Here is a 21,252-nt window from a genome sequence, read left to right as displayed (position 1 = left end):
TTCAAGGGCGGCTTTTTTGTGTACTGAGAAATGTCTTTCAGAACCACCCAACCCCCAGCACCGAACTCAACAACCCCAACCCAACCCCCGCCAGAATCAACCAGATGGCATTGACCCGGCTGAAATAGACCACGGCGGCGCTGACCAGCGTCAGCAGCAAACTCAAGGTGCTGGTTTCCATGCTGCGAATCAGGATGTAGCTGGCCGCGAGGATCAGGCCCACCGAGATCGGCAGCAAGGCGCGCTTGATCCGTTGCACCCATGGGGTCTCGGTGTGTTTTTCCAGCCAGCCGGCGCCGAACCAGGTCAGCATCGAGCAGGGCAGCAGCTTGGCCGTCAGCGCCACCAGCGCCCCGGGCAGGCCCGCCGTCTGCTGGCCGATAAACACCAGGAACATGCCGTTAGGCCCCGGCAGCGCCTGGGACAAAGCGAAGAAGGCGACGAACTGGGCGTCGCTGATCCAGTTCATCCGGGTCACCGTGTAGCGGTGGATATCGCCCAGGGCCACGGTGTTGCCGCCAATGGCCATCAAGGACCAGAGCGCGCATTGGATCATCAGGTGGAACAGCACGGTCTGCATGGCTCAGGCTCGTTTGTCGAGAAAACGCAGGGCAATCGACAGCGGAATGCAGATCAGCAAGACACTCCATAACGGCAGCACCAGCACCCCCATCAGAATAAAGGTCACGCCGAAGGCGCAGTAGTTGGCGAGATTGCGCGGCATGGCCTTGAGCAGGCGCAAGGTGGTGCCGAGCATCAGCCCGGTGGCAATCGGCATAATGGCGCCGAACACTTGCTGCACCGCGTCATTGCTCCACCAGCGGGCATAGGCGAAACCCGCCAGCACGGTGATGATCGACGGAAACAGGTACAACCCGAACAACGCCGCGCAAGCCCCGGCCAGGCCATGTTGGCGGCGGCCGTAGATGATGCTGACATTGCCGATATTCGGGCCGGGGAAGAACTGGCCGGTGGTCAGCAGTTCGTTGAAGGCCGGCTCGTCGACCCAGCGTCGGCGGTCGACCATCATCTGCCGGGCCCAGGGCATGACCCCGCCAAAACCGAACAGGCCGACCATGGCGAAGTTGTAGAAGAGTTGCCAGAGGCTGGGCGAAGGAGCGGGGGAGGTGAGTGCGGGCGCGGACATCAGCATGGGCTCCGTTGAACGCCTGGGTTCAGGTCATGACGCCGTTGAGCGAGCAACGGGCCATCAGTAAAACCGGTTCGGGCGTGGCACGCCAGGGGGGGACGTCCCGGCTTTCTATTTTCTATAAGGCGTGGTCTTTTTTTCTTAATCTATGGGGCGATATATAGAAGGTAGAGGCTTTGTTTTTTGTGGGAAGGCGCCTGGAGAGAGGTTCTTCCTGACGATGTCATGCCAAGACTCTTGTGCTTTTGTCCGTCAGGCCTGAGCCTTGGGCGCAGTTGTTTCGACCAAGCGAGGTAAGTGGCAGATGTATCACGGGGAACGACTCAACGCCTGGACCCATCTGGTAGGGGCCGTATTGGCGTGTATCGGGGCGATCTGGTTGCTGGTGGTGGCGAGCCTCGACGGCAGCCCCTGGAAGATTGTCAGCGTAGCGATCTATGGCGTGACCCTGTTGTTGCTGTACAGCGCGTCGACGGTTTATCACAGCGTGCGCGGGCGGGCCAAGGTGATCATGCAGAAGGTCGATCACCTGTCGATCTACCTGTTGATTGCCGGCAGCTACACGCCGTTCTGCCTGGTGACATTACGCGGGCCCTGGGGTTGGACGCTGTTCGGGATCGTGTGGGGCCTGGCAGTGATCGGCATGTTGCAGGAGATCAAGCCGCGTTCCGAAGCGCGGATCCTGTCCATCGTGATCTACGCGGTGATGGGCTGGATCGTGCTGGTGGCGGTCAAGCCGCTGCTCGCCGCGCTGGGGACGGCGGGGTTTGTCTGGCTGGCAGCCGGCGGGGCGCTATATACCCTGGGGATTATCTTCTTTGCTCTGGATTATCGGCTGCGGCATGCCCATGGGATCTGGCACCTGTTCGTGATTGCCGGCAGCGTGCTGCATTTTGTGGCGATTTCCTGGTACGTGATCTGACTTGAGGTCGAGCGCAGACCTTTGTAGGAGCCGCCTTGCCGGCGATGAGGCCAGTGAGCCTTGCATCGCCTGATCGGCCGCCATCGCCGGCAAGCCGGCTCCTACAGGGTTTTGCGGTGTGTCAGAAAGTCAGAAATCGCCCCACAGCTGTTGGGCCACCGCCAAAGCCACCACTGGCGCGGTCTCGGTACGCAGCACCCTTGGGCCGAGGCGCGCCGGCAGATAACCGGCTTGCGCGGCCTGGGCCACTTCGCCGTCCGACAACCCGCCTTCCGGGCCGATCAGGAATGCCAGCGTCCCCGGCTTGGGGTGACTGGTCAGTGGCTCGGCCACCGGGTGCAGCACCAGCTTGAGTTCGGCTTCGGTCTGTTTCACCCACTCGGCCAGCAACAGCGGCGGATGAATCACTGGCAGGCTGGAGCGGCCACACTGTTCACAGGCGCTGATCGCGATCTGCCGCCAGTGGGCCAGGCGTTTGTCGGCGCGTTCGTCCTTGAGGCGGACTTCGCAACGTTCACTGACGATCGGGGTGATTTCGCTGACGCCCAGTTCGGTGGCTTTCTGGATCGCCCAGTCCATCCGCTCGCCTCGGGACAGGCCCTGGCCGAGGTGGATGCGCAGGGGGGATTCGGTTTGCCCGGCGAAGCTTTCGGCCAGTTGGATGCGCACGCGCTTCTTGCCGACCTCCAGCAAGGTGCCGAGGAATTCCGTGCCCGAACCGTCGAACACTTGCAGGGCGTCACCTTCGGCCATGCGCAGCACGCGGCCGATGTAGTGGGCCTGGGCCTCGGGCAGTTCGTGTTCGCCGAGGCTCAGGGGGGCGTCGATAAAGAAGCGGGACAGTCGCATGGTGAATCTCTGGATATCGGAATGATATGTTGCTTGGGAGGGCCTCTTCGCGGCGGTGCGGCGATCCGACAAGCCCTGCTCCTACAGGTTTGTGTCGTACACAAACCTTGTGATCGACGCAGTACTGTAGGAGCAGGGCTTGCCCGCGAAGGCGGCCTTACAGGCGCCGCAATATCCTAGCCCGGATCACGAAAATCCGGATGGAAATTGCCCGGCACCGCCACGCTGACACCCGTGCGGGTAGCGATATCGATCCCCTCGCTGGCCACTTCAGCCAGGAAGTCGATCTGCTCCGGGGTAATGACATACGGCGGCAGGAAATACACCACGCTGCCCAGCGGCCGCAGCAAGGCGCCGCGTTCCAGGGCGTGCTGGAAGACCTTCAAACCACGGCGCTCCTGCCACGGATAGGCGGTTTTGCTCGCCTTGTCCTGGACCATCTCGATCGCCAGGGTCATACCCGTCTGGCGAACCTCGGCGACATGCGGATGGTCCACCAGATGCGCGGTGGAACTGGCCATCCGCTGGGCCAAAGCCTTGTTGTTCTCGATAACGTTGTCCTGTTCGAAGATATCCAGGGTTGCCAACGCCGCCGCACAGGCCAGTGGGTTGCCGGTGTAGCTGTGGGAATGCAGGAATGCCCGCAGGGTCGGATAGTCGTCGTAGAAGGCGCTGTACACGTCTTCGGTGGTCAGGCATGCCGCCAGCGGCAGGTAACCGCCGGTCAGGGCCTTGGACAGGCACAGGAAGTCCGGGCGGATACCGGCTTGCTCGCAGGCGAACAGGGTCCCGGTCCGGCCGAAGCCCACGGCGATTTCATCGTGGATCAGGTGCACGCCATACCGGTCGCAGGCCTCGCGCAGCAGCTTGAGGTAGACCGGATGGTACATGCGCATGCCGCCGGCACCCTGGATCAGCGGCTCGACGATCACCGCGGCGACGCTGGCGTGGTTTTCCGCCAGGGTCTGTTCCATGACCAGGAACATATTGCGCGAATGCTCTTCCCAGCTCATGCCTTCCGGACGCAGGTAGCAATCCGGGCTCGGCACCTTGATGGTGTCCAGCAGCAGGGCCTTGTAGGTTTCGGTGAACAGCGGCACATCGCCCACCGACATCGCCGCCACGGTCTCGCCGTGATAGCTGTTGGTCAGGGTGACGTAACGCTTCTTGTCCGGCAGGCCGCGGTTGAGCCAGTAATGAAAGCTCATCTTCAGCGCGACTTCGATACAGGACGAGCCGTTGTCGGCATAAAAGCAGCGAGTCAGGCCCTCGGGCGTCATCTTCACCAGGCGTTCGGACAGTTCGATAACCGGCTGATGGCTGAAACCGGCGAGGATCACGTGCTCGAGCTGGTCGACCTGATCCTTGATCCGCTGGCCGATACGCGGGTTGCAGTGACCGAACACATTGACCCACCAGGAACTGACCGCGTCGAGGTAGCGCTTGCCGTCGAAATCCTCCAGCCAGACGCCTTCGCCGCGCTTGATGGGGATCATCGGCAGTTGCTCGTGATCTTTCATCTGGGTGCAGGGATGCCATACCACCGCGAGGTCGCGTTGCATCCACTGGTTATTCAGGCTCATTTCCACTCTCCGGGCGCTTGTCCGCGACGCAGGCGGACACACAATCGCGCAAGCCTATGCAATGCGCGGCCGTAGGACAACCCATGGCGTCGTTGCCGAAACATGGAGGGGCCGAATAAACCCGTGGGCCCAGGTGTTCACTTCACGGATCGACCTTAATATTTTCTTAACGCGCTCGTCTCAGACTGATAATCGTATTTTTCGATATTTCAAAGCGAAATTTTCCGCTTTAATTCGATAGGTAAACCATTAGTCTTGGGCGCATCACTTACAGGATTCCGGCAATGCAGCTACGCAATTCATCCTCTCGCTACGGTGCTGTCAGTATCTTCCTGCATTGGGGCGTTGCCCTGGTGGTGTTTGGTCTTTTTGCGCTGGGCTTGTGGATGGTCGGGCTCGACTACTACAGCGAATGGCGCAAGGCGGCGCCGGACCTGCATAAAAGCATCGGCCTGACCCTGTTCGCGGTCATGGTGCTGCGGCTGATCTGGCGTTTTATCAGCCCGCCGCCGCCATCACCGGCCAACCATGGTCGACTGACCCGCCTGGGTGCCAAGTTCGGTCATGCGTTCCTCTATCTCGGCCTGTTTGCCTTGATGTTTTCCGGGTACCTGATTTCCACCGCCGAAGGTGTCGGGATTCCGGTGTTCAACCTGTTCGATGTGCCTGCCTTGATTTCCAGCATCCCCAATCAGGCGGATGTGGCCGGCAGTGTGCATTTGTTCCTGGCCTGGACGGTGGTGATCTTTGCGGTTCTCCATGGTCTGGCTGCTCTGAAACACCACTTTATCGACCGTGATGCGACGCTGACCCGCATGCTGGGTCGCAAAGCCTGATGTTCAACCTCGACTCAAAAGGAATAGAAGTATGTTGAAAAAGACTCTCGCCGCTCTGGCAATCGGTTCTGCACTGTTTGTTGCCGGTCAGGCGATGGCTGCGGATTACGTGATCGACAAGCAAGGCCAGCACGCCTTCGTCAATTTCAAGATCAGCCACCTGGGCTACAGCTACATCACCGGTACCTTCAAGGACCTGGACGGCAAGTTCAGCTTTGATGCGGCCAAGCCTGAAGACAGCAAGATCGAAGTCAACGTGCGTACCGCCAGCGTGTTCACCAACAATGCCGAGCGTGACAAGCACATCTCCAGCAAGGACTTCCTGGACGTTGCCAATATTGCCGATGCCAAGTTCGTCTCCACTGCGGTCAAATCCACTGGCAAGAATGCCGATGGCAAAGACACGGCTGACGTGACGGGCGACCTGACCTTGCACGGCGTGACCAAGTCGATCGTGGTCAAGGCTACCTTCCTGGGTGAAGGCAAGGATCCATGGGGCGGCTACCGCGCTGGTTTCGAAGGTGTAGCGCACATCAAGCGTTCGGACTTCGGCAAGATGATGGATTTGGGTCCAGCGTCTGATGCGGTAGAGCTGTACATCACGTTTGAAGGTGTGAAAGCGAAGTAATGCTGAGACTGTAGGAGCAGGGCTTGCCCGCGAAGCTTTTGGCGGTTTTGAGGACGCCTTCGCTGGCAAGCCATGCTCCTACAGTACGGTGTTGATTTCAGCGCTTTACGCCAGACAAAAAAACGCCCCCGGCTCTCACGAACCGGGGGCGTTTTTCATTGCGCCATCAACTCAGCGATTGCGAGTCAGCAACGCCGGCTTCTCACCGCGTGGACGCCCTGGCAGTTGATCCAACTGCTCAGGCGTCGGGAAGCGATCGCTCTTCGACTCTTTATGAATGATCTTCGGCCCTGGCCCGCGCGGGTTCTGCACCGCCGGCTCTTCCCGAGGCTGATCATCCCGCGCCGGACGACGGTTACGCGACTCTTCGCGACGGGCTTGCCCGTCACGCGGAGCGCCATTACGTGGACCGCTGCGCTTGGCCGGAGGCGTCCCGGTAGTTGCACCGTTGCTGCTACGCGGACCATTCTGACGACCTTGCGGCTGCCCGGTACGTGGAGCGCCTGTACCCGCAGCGCCGCCCTGAGCCGGAGCCCCCGGACGACGACCACGACCTTGGGCCGGCTTGGCCTGAGGCACGTAGTCAACGCGGTTACCGAAGTTATCCACGTCGTCATCCAGGAACTCATCCGGAGCACGATCCGCCGCCGCGCGTGGCGGCTGGCTTGGCTGACGCTGTTCGCGGGCTGGAGTCCCTTCACGGGGCTTCTGCTCGCGGGCCGGACGCTCACCGCGACCGTTGGCGGGGGCCTTTTCCTTGCCGCCCTTGTCCTTGCCTTTATCCCGACGACCGCCACCACCACCGCCGCCGTTCGGGCCATCGCCCTTCGGACCGCGTGGAGGCGTGCGTGGATTACGCACATCCGGACGCTCGCGCACTTCCGGTTTTTCGGCTTCCACGGCGCTGGAATCAAAGCCCATCAGGTCGCCGTCGGCGATTTTCTGCTTGGTCATGCGCTCGATGCTTTTCAGCAGCTTCTCTTCGTCCGGTGCGACCAGGGAAATGGCCTCGCCCGAACGACCGGCGCGGCCGGTACGGCCGATACGGTGCACGTAGTCTTCGTCGACGTTCGGCAGTTCGAAGTTCACCACGTGCGGCAACTGGTCGATATCCAAACCGCGCGCGGCGATATCGGTGGCCACCAGGATGCGCACTTCACCGGCCTTGAAGTCGGCCAGGGCTTTGGTGCGGGCGTTCTGGCTCTTGTTGCCGTGGATGGCGACAGCGCTCAGGCCGTGCTTGTCCAGGTACTCGGCCAGGCGGTTGGCGCCGTGCTTGGTGCGGGTGAACACCAGGACCTGTTCCCAGGCGCCGGCGGTGATCAGGTGCGCCAGCAGCGAACGCTTGTGGCTGGCGGCCAGGCGGAACACGCGCTGTTCGATACGCTCGACCGTGGTGTTCGGCGGCGTGACTTCGATGCGTTCCGGGTTGTGCAGCAGCTTGCCGGCGAGGTCGGTGATGTCCTTGGAGAAGGTCGCCGAGAACAGCAGGTTCTGGCGCTTGGACGGCAGGCGCGCGAGGACCTTCTTCACGTCATGGACAAAGCCCATGTCGAGCATGCGGTCGGCTTCGTCCAGCACGAGGATTTCCACGTGGGACAGGTCGACGCTGCCTTGGCCGCACAGGTCGAGCAAACGACCCGGGCAGGCAACCAGCACGTCGACGCCACGGGACATGGCCTGAACCTGTGGGTTCATGCCGACGCCGCCGAAGATGCAGGCGCTGACGAATTTCAGGTCGCGAGCGTAGACCTTGAAGCTCTCGTGGACCTGGGCAGCCAGTTCACGGGTCGGGGTCAGGACCAGGACGCGGGGTTGGCGCGGGCCGTGACGCTGGGATTTGTCCGGGTGACCGTTGGGAAACAACCGTTCCAGAATCGGAAGGGCGAAGCCTCCGGTTTTACCCGTACCTGTCTGTGCCGCGACCATCAGGTCGCGACCTTGCAACACGGCGGGAATGGCCCGCTGTTGCACCGGAGTAGGCTCGGTGTAGCCGGCTGCCTCGATGGCAGCGACCAAAGCCTCGGAGAGACCGAGGGAAGCAAAGGACATGAGTAATCCTGTTCAGTTAGGGCTTGGCCCGATGGGAATCTTGCCTGGCGCGAATGGCGTTTCAGGTTCTGCAAGAGGAAAGCTGGCCGCATGTCTTGTGGCCCGGCGAGTTTTCTTGCAGACCCCTGGGGCGCATCCCGTCCGGTCCTGCTGGGCCTTGAGGCTCTACGCACTGCTCGCGCGGGCCCTTGGGCGGCGCTGGTCGCAGTGTCGGAATACCTGATGCAAGGTCGAGCGTCCGGGCGTGAGCCTGGCGGGAAGGCCGGAGTATAACAGAGCAAACGCCGCGCGCCGCTTTCCTGCTGCTCAACGGTTTGTGCTTTTGTTATCAGGGGCGGCGCAGTCCCGGGTCCGGGTGGCGTTCCGACGAAGCTCCGGCGTTCTTGAGGGCCCCTTCGCGAGCAAGCTCTGCTCCTACAAGGTCCTGCGTAGATCAAGGGACGTTTTTGGCCTTGTCGGTATAGCGGGCAACCAGCGCGGCGTAGGCCGGTTCACGCTTGAAACGCCGCAGCTCGGCGCTGAAACGCTGGCCCAGCAGGTCCATCCCGGCGCTGCGGCGGATCGCCAGGTACTGGCTTTCCCGGGCAATCACCGTCGGGTACTGGTCGACCTGGTCCTGCAACTGCAGTTGTTTCAGGAGGCGCTGGCCGACCCGGCGATCGGTGATCAGCAGATCGATGCGACCGCGGACCAGTTTGCCGAAGTTGGCTTCGTGACTGGGCCCGTCTTCGCGCTTGAGGCCTGTGGTGTCCTTGAACACCGAACCGTACAGATAACCAGGCGAAGTGCCGATGGTCAGGCCCTTGAGTTCTCCCAGGGTGGTAAAGGGATGAGGGCGGGCCTTGGCGTAGAACATCACAAACTCCACTTCCGACAAGGGTTCGCTGGGGTAGAGCAGGCTGTTGTCGCGCTCGTGGTTGTGGAAGATATCCAGGGCGCCATCGGCCTGGCCCTGGTCGAGCAGCATCAGGCAGCGTTTCCAGGGCAGGAACTGCCACTCGACCTCTACGCCCAGGCGCTGGAAGACAATGGCCGTGGTTTCGTAGTCGAGCCCTTTGGCCTGGCCGTTTTCTTCGTAGGCGTAGGGGGCCCAGGGATCGGTGACAATACGCAGCTTTTCACCTTGAGCGGCAAAACTCAGGCAAGCAAAAAGCACGGCTGTCAGAAGTTGGGCAATGACGGGCATGGCTGGAGATTACGACGCTGGAGCGGCGAATAGAAGCGCTGGCGTGTTTTCTCTGGGGGGGCTTGCTCGGGTAACACGGTTGCAGCCCCCGGATTTCCAGGGGCTTGCAGTTTTCAGCGCGGCAGCTTCAGGTTGTTCCAGATCGCCAGGCTCGGTTCCGCCTGGTTCAGGGTGTAAAAGTGCAGCCCTGGCGCGCCACCTTCCAGCAGGCGGTCGCACATCTGGCTGATCACTTGCTCGCCGAAGGCCTGGATGCTTTGGGTGTCGTCACCGTAGGCTTCCAGTTGCTTGCGGATCCAGCGTGGGATTTCCGCGCCGCAGGCGTCGGAGAAGCGCGCCAGCTTGCTGTAGTTGGTGATCGGCATGATGCCCGGCACGATCGGGATGTTCACGCCCATCGCCCGTACGCGCTCGACGAAATAGAAGTAGCTGTCGGCGTTGAAGAAGTACTGGGTGATCGCGCTGTCGGCGCCGGCGTTGGCCTTGCGCACGAAGTTCTGCAGATCGGCTTCGAAGTTGCGCGCTTGCGGGTGCATTTCCGGGTAGGCGGCGACTTCGATATGGAAGTGGCTGCCGGTTTCTTCACGAATGAAGGCCACCAGGTCATTGGCGTGCAGCAACTCGCCGCTGGCCATGCCCATGCCGGAAGGCAGGTCACCGCGCAGGGCGACGATGCGCTGGATGCCGGCACCCTTGTATTGCTGCAGCAGGCCGCGCAGGTCGGCTTTGCTGTCGCCGACGCAGGACAGGTGCGGTGCGGCGGGAATCTTTACTTCGCTCTCGAGCTGCAGCACGGTATTGATCGTGCGGTCGCGGGTCGAGCCACCGGCACCGTAGGTGCAGGAGAAGAAGTCGGGGTTGTAGCTGGCCAACTGACGGGCAGTGGCGAGCAGTTTTTCTTGCCCAGCATCGGTCTTGGTCGGGAAGAACTCGAAGCTGTAGCGACGATCTTGAGACATGGTCGGATCCTTGGAAACGCGAAAGCCGGATGCTGGCTCTTGTAGGAGCAAGCTTGCTCGCGATGAACGCGACGCGGAGTGTCAGTGACACCGCTATCGCGAGCAAGCTCGCTCCTACAAGGAACCAGGCGTATCAGTAGCGATAGGCGTGCGGCTTGAACGGACCTTCGACGGCCACGCCGATGTAGTCGGCCTGAGTCTTGGTCAGTTGGGTGACCACGCCGCCGAAGCCGCGGACCATTTCCAGGGCCACTTCTTCGTCGAGTTTCTTCGGCAGCACTTCCACGGTCAGGCGCTCGGCTTTCTGAGCGGCGGGCAGGTCGGCGTACTTCTGGCCGAACAGGAAGATCTGCGCCAGTACCTGATTGGCGAACGAACCGTCCATGATGCGGCTTGGGTGACCGGTGGCGTTACCCAGGTTCACCAGACGGCCTTCGGCCAGCAGGATCAGGTAGTCGTCGTTCTGTGGATCGAAATCGCCATGGCCGGTGCGATGGACCTTGTGCACCTGTGGCTTCACTTCTTCCCATGCCCAGTTCTTGCGCATGAAAGCGGTGTCGATTTCGTTGTCGAAGTGACCGATGTTGCAGACCACGGCGCGCTTTTTCAGGGCCTTGAGCATGTTGGCATCGCAGACATTGACGTTACCGGTGGTGGTCACGATCAGGTCGATCTTGCCCAGCAGGGCAGTGTCGATGCTGGCGGCGGTGCCGTCGTTCAGGCCGTTGATGAATGGCGAAACCACTTCGAAACCGTCCATGCAGGCTTGCATGGCGCAGATCGGGTCGACTTCGGAGACCTTGACGATCATGCCTTCCTGACGCAGGGACTGGGCCGAGCCCTTGCCCACGTCACCGTAGCCGATCACCAGCGCTTGCTTGCCGGACAGCAGGTGGTCGGTGCCACGCTTGATGGCATCGTTCAGGCTGTGACGGCAGCCGTACTTGTTGTCGTTCTTGCTCTTGGTCACCGAGTCGTTGACGTTGATGGCCGGGATTTTCAGCTCGCCCTTGGCCAGCATGTCCAGCAGGCGGTGCACGCCAGTGGTGGTTTCTTCGGTCACGCCGTGGATTTTGTCCAGCATGGCCGGGTATTTCTTGTGGATGATCTCGGTCAGGTCGCCGCCGTCGTCGAGGATCATGTTGGCGTCCCAAGGCTGACCGTCCTTCAGGATGGTCTGCTCGATGCACCACTCGTACTCTTGCTCGGTTTCACCTTTCCAGGCGAACACCGGGATACCGGCAGCGGCGATGGCGGCAGCGGCCTGGTCCTGGGTCGAGAAGATGTTGCAGGACGACCAGCGTACTTCGGCACCCAGGACAACCAGGGTTTCGATCAGTACGGCGGTCTGGATGGTCATGTGGATGCAGCCGATGATCTTGGCGCCTTTGAGCGGCAGCTCACCGGCGTACTTGCGGCGCAGACCCATCAGGGCCGGCATTTCCGATTCGGCGATGATGGTTTCGCGACGGCCCCAGGCAGCCAGGGACATGTCGGCAACTTTGTAGTCGTTGAAATCTGCAGGCGTGTTGACAGCGCTCATGAAGAGCCTCCATTCGTAGTATGCGAATGGGCGCCGTTGTGCGTTTAGTGTCCGTGCAGGGAGCCCTGAACGAACAACGCCCCATCCGAGCCTGACAGGTCGAGCCTGCTGCAGCGCCCCTCGGACAGGTGGCGGGAAAACGGTATCAAGGGAAGATGACCGTTTTGAAACGACCGGCATTATAACGCGGCTTTTGCGGCTTGCCCAAGTGATTAGCGTGCAGTTTGTCGCGCCGACCCGCCCGGGGTCGACGCTGAAGGTTTCCAACTGGGGGTCAGGGCTGAAAGTCGAGCTCCAGGGGCATGGAGAAATAGCCGAGGATCGAGCAGTCGTTCCCAAGCAGGGCAAAGCGGATATCGAGGCCGGTACGACCATGGGCATTCAGGCGGCTTTCCCAGAAATAGTCATCCGCTGTTTCGGTTTCAATCTCCAGCAGGTTGTCGAAGCGCGGCCGTGCCAGGCTGACGCCGGACCGCGTGGACGCCGTCGCGGGGCTGAGGATGCTGTTGTTCAGGACCTGGAGGTCGTGCACAAAAAGCAGGTTTTCGCCGCGCAGGGCAATCGGCGCAAAGCGAATATGCAGGCTGTCCCCGGGGTGTGCCGAGAGGCTGAAGGGCTGTTCTTCCGGGCCTTGCCAGTGTTCCGGACGAGCACCCTGGATAAACAGGTGGCGGGACTGGACCGTGGTCGGCGAATCAGCCGAGGCACTGGGGCCGGGATGATTCTCGAGCAGGGTTTCGGTGTCGAGGACAAACAGTAGGTGTCTGTCGAATGCGTCTTGGGGCATGGAGGTCTCCTTCCCTGAGTCTGCCGATGCTGCGCCCTGGCCAGCTTGCCGCGGTCAGCCGTGGCAGGCCGGCAGGGATGACGCTTCGCGTTGGCCACGAAGCGTCAGCGCAACAGCCGCCTCAGTTATGGATGGTGATGAATGGATCCCAGGAGAAGTAGCCGCAAGGTTTGCAGTCGCGGTCCACGATCATGAAGTTGAAGTGGTAGGTCACACGACCGGTCTCCAGTGTCTCGGACGACCAGTAGTAATTGTCGACTTTCTGACAGGTCGGAATAACCGGGTTGCTGGTGTTGGGCTGGGCGAACGAGGCGGTTGCCTTGCGTGGCGTCGGGGTCGAGATCAGGTTGGCGCCGACGTTACCGATGAACCGGTAGAAAATCACCGATTTCTCGAAGCCCAGGGACAGGCTGGTTTCCCGCCAGCGGATCAGGTCGCCGACCTGCGCCTTGAGATCCAGTTCGCCACCGGCCTGGCCGCTGACCACGTTGTCCTGGTTGGTGATCATGTAGACGTGTTGCCAGTCGATCAACGTCGGCTGGTCGGGGTTGCGGCTGGGGTTGGGGTATTTTTTCAGGATGGTTTCAGTGTCAAAGCTGACAAGTACATCAGTAACTCTAGACATGTTTAAGCGTCCTTACTTGGTGGTAGGTCAATGGTGAGATGCTGGTCTCCCATGGCCTCGCGGAGCTTGCGCGTCCTGCGCGTTCGTCTGATGGCGCTATGTTGCCAAGTTCCGGTTGGCTGAATGCTGGGTCCGTTCCAGCAGGTCACGGACGGAGAATAGCCAAGGGAAAAGAGCTGTCAAACAGCCTTGTGGCTATTGGGTCATTTTTCGACTGGTGGTCACGGGTGGTTGGAGTCGGTGGGCAAGCGTTCTAACATGAGGGCTCAGGCCTGTCGGATATTTTCATCCGGCGGCAAGACGGTCAGGAGAATGCATGAATTTCCACACCCGCAAATGGGTCAAACCCGAAGACCTCAATCCCAATGGCACGCTGTTCGGCGGCAGCCTGCTGCGCTGGATCGACGAGGAAGCGGCGATCTACGCCATCGTCCAGCTGGGCAACCAGCGTGTCGTGACCAAGTACATCTCCGAGATCAACTTCGTCAGCGCCTCGCGTCAGGGCGACATCATCGAGCTGGGCATCACCGCCACCGAGTTCGGTCGCACATCCATTACCCTGACCTGCGAAGTGCGCAACAAGATCACCCGCAAAAGCATCCTGACGGTGGAAAAGATGGTCTTCGTCAACCTCGGCGAGGATGGCCTGCCGTCACCCCACGGGCGCACCGAGATCCGCTACGTGAAGGATCAGTTCAAGGAAGACGAGTCGGCCCAGGCGTGATCGGTTGGGTTGTGGCATAAGGCTATTTGTTGCTGTTATTTTGTAATAAATTATCGTTTTGCGATAATTTTACCCCCTGTTAGTTTCTTTGCCGGGTCATCCGGCCAAAGAACTGACAGGAGTATTCAATGAACGATGATCGTTTGATCAGGCACAGTCGCTGGTTGGCGAATGCCACCTTGGTTTTGCTGGTGAGCATGTTGCTGTTGAACGTGGCTTGCTGGCTTTTCCCGGTGCTTGTCGAGCATGGGCTGGACTTCAACCTGACCTCCCTGGTCAGGGATCTTGAAGTCGACATCGCCGCAATGCCCTGGTGGCAGGTGGCTGGCGGCATGTTGCTGAGCAGCATTCCGTTGCTGGTCCTGACGCGTGGGCTGGAAGCGTTGCGTGCTTTGTTCCAGACCTATGCGCAGGGTGAGTATTTTTCCCGGGAAACGGCCAGCCTGCTGGGCGCGGTAGGCAAGAGTGTCGGTCTCTGGGTGCTTTGCAGTGTGCTGCTGTATCCGCTGATGAGCGTGTGGATAACCCTGTTGCGGCCACCGGGAGAGCGCCTGCTGAGTCTCGGTTTCAGCCCCGCTCAACTGGTGGCCCTGTTTCTGGCCGCCGCGGTCATGCTGGTGGCCCGGATCATGGGCAATGCCTGCCGGATGGCCCGTGAAAACCAACAATTCATTTAGTGGGACGTATTGATGTCGATTGAAATAACGCTGGATGTGATGCTGGCCATGCGCAAGGTCAAGTCCAAGGACCTGGCGGCGCAGATCGGCATTACCGAACAGAACCTTTCGTTGTTGAAGCAGGGCAAGGTCAAGGGCTTTCGCCTGGCGACCCTTGAGGCCATTTGCCAGGCGCTCGATTGCCAGCCCGGCGATCTGCTGAAGTATCGACCCGTCGTAGCAGGCGCTGACGCTTAAGCCGAGGTATTGACCAAGGACTGAGTACGGCGTTGCAGGAAGATAAAGAACAGCGCCGCCAGCAGCGTGACGCAGCCGCTCAATGCTCCGGTCCAGGGCAGGTCCGCCAGGTCGATGCCGCTGCCCACCACCAGCCCGCCGATCCAGGCGCCGGCGGCGTTGCCCAGGTTGAAGGCGCTCTGGTTCAGGGTCGAACCCAGGTTCGGCGCTTCATGGGCCTGGTCGATGATCAGCAGTTGCAGGATCGGACACAGGGCAAAGGCAAAGATCCCCCACAGCACCAGGGTGATTGCCGCCGGGATCAGCGAGCGGCTGGTCTGGCTGAACGCCGCCAGCACCAGCACCACCGCCAGGGCCATGCCCACCAGCGAGGGCAGCAGGTGGCTGTCGGCCAGGCGCCCGCCGAGCATGCTGCCCGCCGTCAGGCCGACGCCGAACAACAGCAGCATGATCGTGACCCCGTGGGGGCTGACACCGGTGACGTCCTGCAGGATCGGCGCGATATAGGTGAAGACACTGAACAGGCTGGTCGAGGCCAGCACACTCATGCCCAGGGCCATCAGCACATTGGTCTTGCCCAGTACGCGGAACTCGCTGGCCAGGTTGGCCTTGTCCATGGCGATATGTTTCGGCAGCCAGACCCACTGCGCAATGGCCGCGATCACGCCAATCACCGATACCGCCCAGAAGGTCGAGCGCCAGCCGGCGTATTGCCCGAGGGCAGTGCCCAGCGGTACGCCGAGCACATTGGCCAGGGTCAGGCCGGTGAACATCATCGCAATGGCCTGGGCCCGTTTATTGGGCGCGACCAAACCGGCGGCCACCACCGAGCCGATGCCGAAGAAGGCGCCATGGCACAAGGCCGTGACCACGCGTGCGGCCATCAGGGTGGTGTAGTTCGGCGCCAGGGCGCAGAGCATATTGCCGAGAATGAACATCAGGGTCATGCCCAGCAGCGTGGCCTTGCGCGGCATGTTCGCGGTGCCGATGGCCAGGATCGGCGCGCCGAAGACCACGCCCAGGGCGTAGCCGGTGATCAGCAGGCCGGCGCTGGGAATGCTGACGCCAAGGTCGCGGGCGACATCGGGGAGCAGGCCCATGATGACAAATTCGGTGGTGCCGATGCCGAAGGCGGCAACGGCGAGGGCAAGCAAGGCGAGTGGCATGCGGGTGATCTCCTGGGCAGCGGGGCCGGGCGTACGCATGCCACTGGCCCGATCGCGTGCGATCGGGCAGAAGCGGAATTTATTGGAATAGGTCTATGCGCATGAAGTGCGGCGTGGTGCGGTCAGTATAAACAGCCGCACAGCGTTGGCGAATCGGTTTCTGCGGATTGTCCGGTTATGCGCTAGTGTTGTCGGCGACGCCTCTGGGCACTCTTCAAGGACCCTGTTATGACCGCTGCTTTCTGGTGTGTATTGATCGCGTTTTGCCTGCCTTACCTGTGTATCGGTATCGCCAAGTTCAGTGGCGGCAAGTTCGGTCCGCGCCAGAACCATGATCCGCGGGCCTTTCTCGCCGGTCTTGAAGGTTTCGCCAAACGGGCCCATTCGGCGCATTTGAACAGCTTCGAGGTGAACCCGGCCTTTGCGGCGGCGGTGATCATTGCTCATTTCGTCGGCACGGCGTCACTGGTGACCATCAATGTGCTGGCGGTGCTGTTTATCACCAGCCGCCTGCTCTACATCATCTGCTACCTGGCGGACTGGGCGATGCTGCGCTCGCTGGTGTGGTTTGTCGGGATGGCCTTGATTGCGGCGTTCTTTTTCGTATCGATCTGAGGGGGCGTTTCAGTCATTGGGTTGTGCAGCGTCTGTACGGGCTAGGCACTAATCAGCTACCGACATCCGTTGCCTTGGGCAACGCCATGCCCTTGGGCCACAACATCCAGATATTGCCTTTCTGCTTCATATCCCCGGCCAGTTGCCCCGCCACATCGCCGGTGCCCCAGAACAGATCGGCACGGACCTCGCCGGCAATCGCGCCGCCGGTATCCTGGGCCGCCACCGGGCGGACCAGCGCGCTGCCATCTGGCTTGGTGGTCGACAGCCACAACAAACTGCCCAACGGAATCACCTTGCGATCCACCGCCACGCTGTAACCGGCGGTCAGCGGCACGTTCAGCGAACCGCGTGGCCCTTCGTTGCTGTCCGGGTTGCGGGCGAAGAACACATAGCTGGGGTTGCTGCCGAGCAATTGCGGGATACGCGTCGGATGGGCCTTGGCCCAGGCGCTGATGGCGCCCATGGTGACGTCTTCCTTCTTCAACTCGCCCTGTTCCACCAGCCAGCGGCCGATGGCGCGATAGGGGTAGCCGTTCTGGTCGGCGTAACCGATCCGCAGCTGCTGGCCGTTGTCCAGGCGAATCCGGCCCGAGCCCTGGATCTGCAGGAATTGCAGGTCCATCGGGTCGGTCAGCCAGGCCAGTACCGGGGCCTTGACGCCCTGGGTGGCGATCAGCGCTGCATCGTCATAGGGTTTCACCACCCGACCTTCCAGCCGTCCGCGCAGGCGCTTGCCCTTGAGTTCGGGGTAGAGACTGTCGAGCTGCACGATGATCAGGTCGTCCGGTACGCCATACACCGGCACCGTGGCCTTGGCGGTCTGGGTCAGGCTGCCGGGGTAGACGGGCTCGTAGTAGCCGGTGATCAGGCCGTCGGCACTGTTCTGCGCGGAGCGCAGGCTGTAGACCTCGAGGTTCTGCTGGAGAAAATCGCGAATGGCTGCCGGGGTGTTGGTCACGGAGGCGGCCGCGAGACAGGTCGGCCCCCAGTTGGCGTCGGCCTTGAGCCGGGCACAGGCACTACGCCACGAGGTGAAACCCGCTTGCAGGTCGGCGTCGGACACGGTCGGCAGCGCTTGCCAGTCGGCCTTGAGGTAGGTGTCCACCGGGGCTGGAGGTGTTGGAGGTTGCTTGGGTTTGCAGCCAGCGAGCAGGGCGAGTACGCAAAGGCTTGCGGCCAGTCGTTTGAAAGAGGTGTTCATACAGCGGTGAATTCCTTGGGTAATGGCCTGTTCAGACTTTGTTCAGTAAATCCACTGATTTAGTGTGGTTAAGAAAGGTTCGGGCTCTTGGTCTTTGGCGATCAGGCGAGGATACTGGCCGCCGTTTCCCGTGACCTGAAGCCATCATGACTCTTAAAAGACTTTCTGTTGTATTGCTGGCCTGCCTGACCCTCAGTGCGTGCGGCGGTGTCGACCCGAATTCTCCTTTGGGCCAGCGCAAGGCCATTTTCAAGCAGATGCTCAAGACCAGCGAAGACCTGGGCGGCATGCTGCGCGGTCGCATTCCTTTTGACGGGCCGCGTTTCGTCGAGGGCGCGAACCAGCTCGACAGCCTGTCCCGCGAGCCGTGGAAACACTTCCCGCAAGTCAAGGAAGCGGAGCATACCAGCGCCCGGGACGCGGTCTGGCAGAAGCAGGCGCATTTCCAGGAGTTGGCGCGCTCGCTGGAAGCGGCGACCGGGGAGCTGCGGGTTGCCAGTCAGGTCCAGCCTTACAAGGCCAGTACCCTGAAGCCGGCGGTCGAGAAGGTCGAGGATGCCTGCGATGCCTGTCATAAGGAGTTTCGCGATCATTGAGGTGGACGGACGATAAAGGGCAACAGCGCCTACACGGGTGTGCGGTGTTTTCAGGGGGCCGGTGGCCTACTTGTCCAGCTCATCCAGCGCGTTCTGCAAGTCCTTGCGCGACTCGGCGAGCTTTTCCTTTCGCTTGTTGATCTTGTCCGGATCACCCTTTTTCATCGCCTTGTCGAGGTCGGCCTGACGGCGGCTGACTTCGTGCTTGGCATCGAGCACCTTGTTTTCCCGCTCTCTTTTCAGCGAGGCATCGGTGCAATGGGTGGTCACTTCGTCCAGTGCCTTTTCCAGGCCGGTCTGTTGCTCGCTGTTGCCCTGGGCCTTGGCGATGTCGAGTTGGTTGCTGATGGCCTGGCGCTTGGCCGCGCAACCGGTCAGTTCGGTGGGTTCTTCAGCAGCCAGCAAGGGGGCGGCGAGGACGCTGCACAAGGTAAAAATCGCCAGCGGTGGAAAAAATTGCATAAACACTCCGGACTGAAACACTGATTGAAAAACAGTCACTCTGAAAATAGATGGCCGTGTTGTCTGTATGAATAATCTGAAATAGACAGGGGTTGTCTCCTTAAAATCCCGCGATACCGGCATTACGCAAAGATTCGGCCAGGGCCTGCACTTCCCGGTCGCGGAAAAAAGCGCTCAGTTGCAGGGCCCGCCCCGCGCCGACGCCGGGTATGGCCTGCCACGCCTCGGTCGTACGACCTGCCAATACCGGCCAGGACTCGTCCAGCGGTGCCGTTGCACTGGGAGGCAGCCCCAGCGCCTTGAGCCAGCGCTCGAACGGTCGTTGTCGGGCCAGTTGCACGGTTTCCAGCCATCGCGCACGGCTGCGCGGGCCGAAGCCGGCAATGGTAGCAAGCTCTTCCTCCTCCAGGGTCAACCAATCGAGCAGTCGATGGATGTGCCCGCTCGCCAGCAGCTTTTCCCAGGTGCCGCCGCCCAGGTGCGGCAGGTCCAGCCCCTGTTTGCCGCTCAGCCAGCGCAGGCGGGCAAGAAACTGGCTTTCGCATCCCGGGCCATATTGCCAGCAGCTCAGGGCATGGAAGTGCCGAGGGTCGGGGACGGACAGCGGTTCACGTTCGCGGCTGCGCCAGACCACGCTGTCCAGGCGCGGGATGGTCAGGCCGGCGAGGCTGATCGCCACCTGGTCGCCGGGGTGGATATCCAGGGCCTGCCAGCGTGGCAGCGAACCGAGGCTGACCCGCTTGATCTGCCGGTCATCGAGTAGCACCGGCGTCAGCTCCAGCATGGGGGTAATCCGCCCGGTCCGGCCGATGTTGAAACTGACTTTGCGCACATGGGCCAAGGCCTGGGCGTGGGGGTATTTCCAGGCCACGCTCCAGTAGGGGGGTTGGGCTTGCCAGTTTTTTGCGGCGAGGCGTCGACTCTGGCGCAGAACCACTCCGTCGCTGGCGAACGGTAATGGCTGGTGGTACCAGTGATTGCGCCAGTGTTCGGCTTCCGTGAAGTCTGCGATGGGCTGGCTGTAGGTCTTGCTGTCCGGGAAGCCCAGTGCCTGCAATCCGTCCAACCGTTCCTCTTGTGTCGCCGGCCCTTCCGGCCAGTCCCAGACAAACAGGCCGATGCCCGCCGCCTCCGTGCTGCCGAGCTGGTGCCGGGCCATCAAACCGGCCACGGTGCCACGGGCATTCAAGCTACCTTGGTGGGCCTGCACATGATTCGGTAAACGCCAGTACAACTCGCCCTGCAGCACCAGGTCGCGAGCCTCCGGCAAAGTACCGGGGATTGCCGGAATCTTGCGGGCCGAGGCGGTCCAGTCCTGCCCGCTCAACCCGTTGCCGCGACTGATGACCTGGTGCAGCCGGCCCTGGCGATACACCAGGGTCACCGCCACGCCATCGGCCTTGGGCTGAATCCACAGGCCTTCGCGGCCTTTTATCCAGGCCCGGACGGCTTCGGCGTCCGGCAGTTTGTCGAGGCCGGTATGGGCGGTTGGATGAAGGGCGGGGCCGCCCGCGCCCGCCGGGGTGTCCGGCTTGGCGGAGGGCAGCCGGAAACAGCCGCGCCACTGTTCAAGTCGCTGCCGGGATTGGTCGTAGAGTTCGTCGGCCACCGGCGAGCGACCTTGTTGATGGTAGCTGTGGTCCCATTCAGCCAACTGGGTTTGCAGGGCGTCGACTTCTCGCCGGGCGCGTTCCGCTTGCCAGTCCGGGCAAACGTCGGCCTGGGCCGCGAGGTAAAAGACCAACAACAGAAAACCACTGAAGAAGCGCATCGTGAGCATCCTTGCTCGGACTAAAACCCAAGCCTAGATCACCCCGCGCATAAAAAAGCCCCGCGCGAGGCAGGGCTTTTTTACTGTGTGTGTCGGCTTACTTGAGCAGACCGCCCAGTGCCTTCATGCCAGTATCCATGGCCTGGGCCTTGGGGTCCTGGGCGGCAACGGGAGCCGCTGCTGGTTGTGGCGCCGCGGCCGCCTGGCCGTTGAGCTTGGTGCAGCCCTTGGATGCCTGGTCCATGGCCATTTGCAGGCCGCTGACCTTCAGGTCGTCGCCCTTGGCCTTGGCGCTATCGATCTTCGCCTGCAGGTCCTGGATCTGCTTGTTGCAAGGGCCTGCGCCGGCGGTGCTAGTGGCCGCTGGCGTTGCGGCGGTACCGCCCAGCTGCGATGTCAGGCCACCGGCCAGGGTGTTCAGATCGGCGGCCTGGGCGGACAGGGAAAACAGGCCGAGCAGGATGGCGGCAGGGGCGAGTGCGGAGAGATGCATGGCAAACCTCAATGTTCGATTGACGGCGCTAAAGGGAGTCTCGAACGGGCGCCGTGCAATATCCAAGTGGGAAGAGGGTTCGAGAGGGGGCGGGATTTTAGGGAGGCATGCGTCGACGCGCAAGTTTCGACGGGCATGAAAAAGCCCCCCATGGCCGGCCATGGAGGGCTTTTGTGACGCAGGCTAC

23 protein-coding genes and 1 riboswitch are annotated in these 21,252 nt (G+C 61.6%); of the genes, 8 read left to right on the top strand and 15 right to left on the bottom strand.

Going from position 1 to position 21,252, the window contains the following annotated elements:
• Positions 1-37: 37 nt before the first annotated feature.
• Positions 38-580: a chromate transporter gene (locus tag M5C71_RS20700; protein ID WP_248768628.1), complete on the bottom strand. Its 543-nt coding sequence runs from the start codon at positions 578-580 to the stop codon at positions 38-40.
• 3 nt (positions 581-583) lie between these two features.
• Positions 584-1,153 carry a chromate transporter gene (locus M5C71_RS20695; protein ID WP_152736845.1) on the bottom strand — a complete coding sequence of 190 codons (570 nt, stop codon included), beginning with the start codon at positions 1,151-1,153 and terminating at the stop codon, positions 584-586.
• Positions 1,154-1,454: 301 nt separating this feature from the next.
• Between M5C71_RS20695 and M5C71_RS20690 the strand changes: the two genes are divergently transcribed.
• Complete coding sequence (locus M5C71_RS20690) at positions 1,455-2,072, top strand: hemolysin III family protein (RefSeq protein ID WP_152736846.1); 618 nt, start codon at positions 1,455-1,457, stop codon at positions 2,070-2,072.
• Between the two features lie 129 nt (positions 2,073-2,201).
• Here M5C71_RS20690 and M5C71_RS20685 read toward each other — a convergent pair whose 3' ends face one another.
• Together M5C71_RS20685 and M5C71_RS20680 are read right to left on the bottom strand one after the other, a co-directional pair.
• Complete coding sequence (locus tag M5C71_RS20685; RefSeq protein WP_103499348.1) at positions 2,202-2,921, bottom strand: 16S rRNA (uracil(1498)-N(3))-methyltransferase; 720 nt, start codon at positions 2,919-2,921, stop codon at positions 2,202-2,204.
• 176 nt (positions 2,922-3,097) lie between these two features.
• Positions 3,098-4,504, bottom strand: a complete 1,407-nt coding sequence (locus tag M5C71_RS20680; protein WP_248768627.1) for an adenosylmethionine--8-amino-7-oxononanoate transaminase — start codon at positions 4,502-4,504, stop codon at positions 3,098-3,100.
• Positions 4,505-4,788: 284 nt separating this feature from the next.
• Between M5C71_RS20680 and M5C71_RS20675 the strand changes: the two genes are divergently transcribed.
• Both M5C71_RS20675 and M5C71_RS20670 read left to right on the top strand, forming a co-directional pair.
• Positions 4,789-5,340, top strand: a complete 552-nt coding sequence (locus M5C71_RS20675; RefSeq protein WP_152736848.1) for a cytochrome b — start codon at positions 4,789-4,791, stop codon at positions 5,338-5,340.
• 31 nt (positions 5,341-5,371) lie between these two features.
• Entirely contained in the window at positions 5,372-5,968 is a 597-nt protein-coding gene (locus tag M5C71_RS20670; protein ID WP_103498390.1) for a YceI family protein, read from the top strand.
• Between the two features lie 171 nt (positions 5,969-6,139).
• Here M5C71_RS20670 and M5C71_RS20665 read toward each other — a convergent pair whose 3' ends face one another.
• The 6 genes from M5C71_RS20665 to M5C71_RS20640 all read right to left on the bottom strand — a co-directional run bounded on the left by M5C71_RS20665 (position 6,140) and on the right by M5C71_RS20640 (position 13,120).
• The gene (locus M5C71_RS20665) at positions 6,140-8,020 is read right to left on the bottom strand and encodes a DEAD/DEAH box helicase (RefSeq protein ID WP_248768626.1); all 1,881 of its coding nucleotides are present in this window, start codon (positions 8,018-8,020) and stop codon (positions 6,140-6,142) included.
• A 433-nt stretch (positions 8,021-8,453) separates the two neighbouring features.
• Positions 8,454-9,206: a transporter substrate-binding domain-containing protein gene (locus tag M5C71_RS20660; RefSeq protein ID WP_248768625.1), complete on the bottom strand. Its 753-nt coding sequence runs from the start codon at positions 9,204-9,206 to the stop codon at positions 8,454-8,456.
• A gap of 113 nt (positions 9,207-9,319) precedes the next feature.
• Complete coding sequence (gene metF, locus M5C71_RS20655; RefSeq protein ID WP_103498387.1) at positions 9,320-10,165, bottom strand: methylenetetrahydrofolate reductase [NAD(P)H]; 846 nt, start codon at positions 10,163-10,165, stop codon at positions 9,320-9,322.
• Between the two features lie 133 nt (positions 10,166-10,298).
• Positions 10,299-11,708, bottom strand: a complete 1,410-nt coding sequence (locus M5C71_RS20650) for an adenosylhomocysteinase (protein WP_103498386.1) — start codon at positions 11,706-11,708, stop codon at positions 10,299-10,301.
• 21 nt (positions 11,709-11,729) lie between these two features.
• Positions 11,730-11,836, bottom strand: a riboswitch (S-adenosyl-L-homocysteine riboswitch).
• 146 nt (positions 11,837-11,982) lie between these two features.
• Positions 11,983-12,495, bottom strand: coding sequence for an AidA/PixA family protein (locus M5C71_RS20645; RefSeq protein WP_103498385.1), 513 nt, complete (start codon positions 12,493-12,495; stop codon positions 11,983-11,985).
• A 121-nt stretch (positions 12,496-12,616) separates the two neighbouring features.
• Positions 12,617-13,120 carry an inclusion body family protein gene (locus M5C71_RS20640; protein WP_100944655.1) on the bottom strand — a complete coding sequence of 168 codons (504 nt, stop codon included), beginning with the start codon at positions 13,118-13,120 and terminating at the stop codon, positions 12,617-12,619.
• Between the two features lie 316 nt (positions 13,121-13,436).
• Here M5C71_RS20640 and M5C71_RS20635 point away from each other — a divergent pair, with 316 nt between their 5' ends.
• From M5C71_RS20635 to M5C71_RS20625, 3 genes are all read left to right on the top strand, one after another.
• Positions 13,437-13,844 (top strand): hotdog domain-containing protein, encoded by a 408-nt coding sequence (locus M5C71_RS20635; RefSeq protein ID WP_103498384.1) that lies wholly within the window; start codon positions 13,437-13,439, stop codon positions 13,842-13,844.
• A 128-nt stretch (positions 13,845-13,972) separates the two neighbouring features.
• Entirely contained in the window at positions 13,973-14,521 is a 549-nt protein-coding gene (locus M5C71_RS20630) for a DUF2975 domain-containing protein (RefSeq protein WP_248768624.1), read from the top strand.
• Between the two features lie 12 nt (positions 14,522-14,533).
• A complete protein-coding gene (locus M5C71_RS20625) occupies positions 14,534-14,758 on the top strand; it encodes a helix-turn-helix transcriptional regulator (RefSeq protein ID WP_248768623.1) in 225 nt (74 codons plus the stop codon).
• Here M5C71_RS20625 and M5C71_RS20620 read toward each other — a convergent pair.
• Positions 14,755-15,924, bottom strand: a complete 1,170-nt coding sequence (locus M5C71_RS20620; RefSeq protein ID WP_248768622.1) for an MFS transporter — start codon at positions 15,922-15,924, stop codon at positions 14,755-14,757. The two genes, M5C71_RS20625 and M5C71_RS20620, sit on opposite strands and share 4 nt — an antisense overlap.
• Positions 15,925-16,152: 228 nt before the next feature.
• Here M5C71_RS20620 and M5C71_RS20615 point away from each other — a divergent pair, with 228 nt between their 5' ends.
• A complete protein-coding gene (locus tag M5C71_RS20615; protein WP_103498381.1) occupies positions 16,153-16,539 on the top strand; it encodes an MAPEG family protein in 387 nt (128 codons plus the stop codon).
• Between the two features lie 52 nt (positions 16,540-16,591).
• On the opposite strand, the gene M5C71_RS20610 is transcribed toward M5C71_RS20615, so the two are convergent.
• Positions 16,592-17,743 (bottom strand): MltA domain-containing protein, encoded by a 1,152-nt coding sequence (locus M5C71_RS20610; protein ID WP_248768621.1) that lies wholly within the window; start codon positions 17,741-17,743, stop codon positions 16,592-16,594.
• A gap of 146 nt (positions 17,744-17,889) precedes the next feature.
• Here M5C71_RS20610 and M5C71_RS20605 point away from each other — a divergent pair, with 146 nt between their 5' ends.
• Positions 17,890-18,339 (top strand): cytochrome c, encoded by a 450-nt coding sequence (locus M5C71_RS20605; RefSeq protein ID WP_152736857.1) that lies wholly within the window; start codon positions 17,890-17,892, stop codon positions 18,337-18,339.
• Between the two features lie 66 nt (positions 18,340-18,405).
• On the opposite strand, the gene M5C71_RS20600 is transcribed toward M5C71_RS20605, so the two are convergent.
• The 3 genes from M5C71_RS20600 to M5C71_RS20590 form a co-directional block, all read right to left on the bottom strand.
• Positions 18,406-18,801 carry a DUF1090 domain-containing protein gene (locus M5C71_RS20600; RefSeq protein WP_103499424.1) on the bottom strand — a complete coding sequence of 132 codons (396 nt, stop codon included), beginning with the start codon at positions 18,799-18,801 and terminating at the stop codon, positions 18,406-18,408.
• 100 nt (positions 18,802-18,901) lie between these two features.
• The gene (gene ligB, locus M5C71_RS20595) at positions 18,902-20,572 is read right to left on the bottom strand and encodes an NAD-dependent DNA ligase LigB (protein ID WP_248768620.1); all 1,671 of its coding nucleotides are present in this window, start codon (positions 20,570-20,572) and stop codon (positions 18,902-18,904) included.
• 97 nt (positions 20,573-20,669) lie between these two features.
• A complete protein-coding gene (locus tag M5C71_RS20590; protein WP_248768619.1) occupies positions 20,670-21,065 on the bottom strand; it encodes a DUF1090 family protein in 396 nt (131 codons plus the stop codon).
• Positions 21,066-21,252 lie beyond the last annotated feature (187 nt).

This window comes from Pseudomonas sp. MWU12-2345 (genome assembly GCF_023242385.1).
In the GTDB taxonomy this organism is placed as follows: domain Bacteria; phylum Pseudomonadota; class Gammaproteobacteria; order Pseudomonadales; family Pseudomonadaceae; genus Aquipseudomonas; species Aquipseudomonas gingeri_D.
The sequence above is the reverse complement of the archived record's forward strand: the minus strand, read 5'-3'. Positions and strand labels throughout refer to the sequence as shown.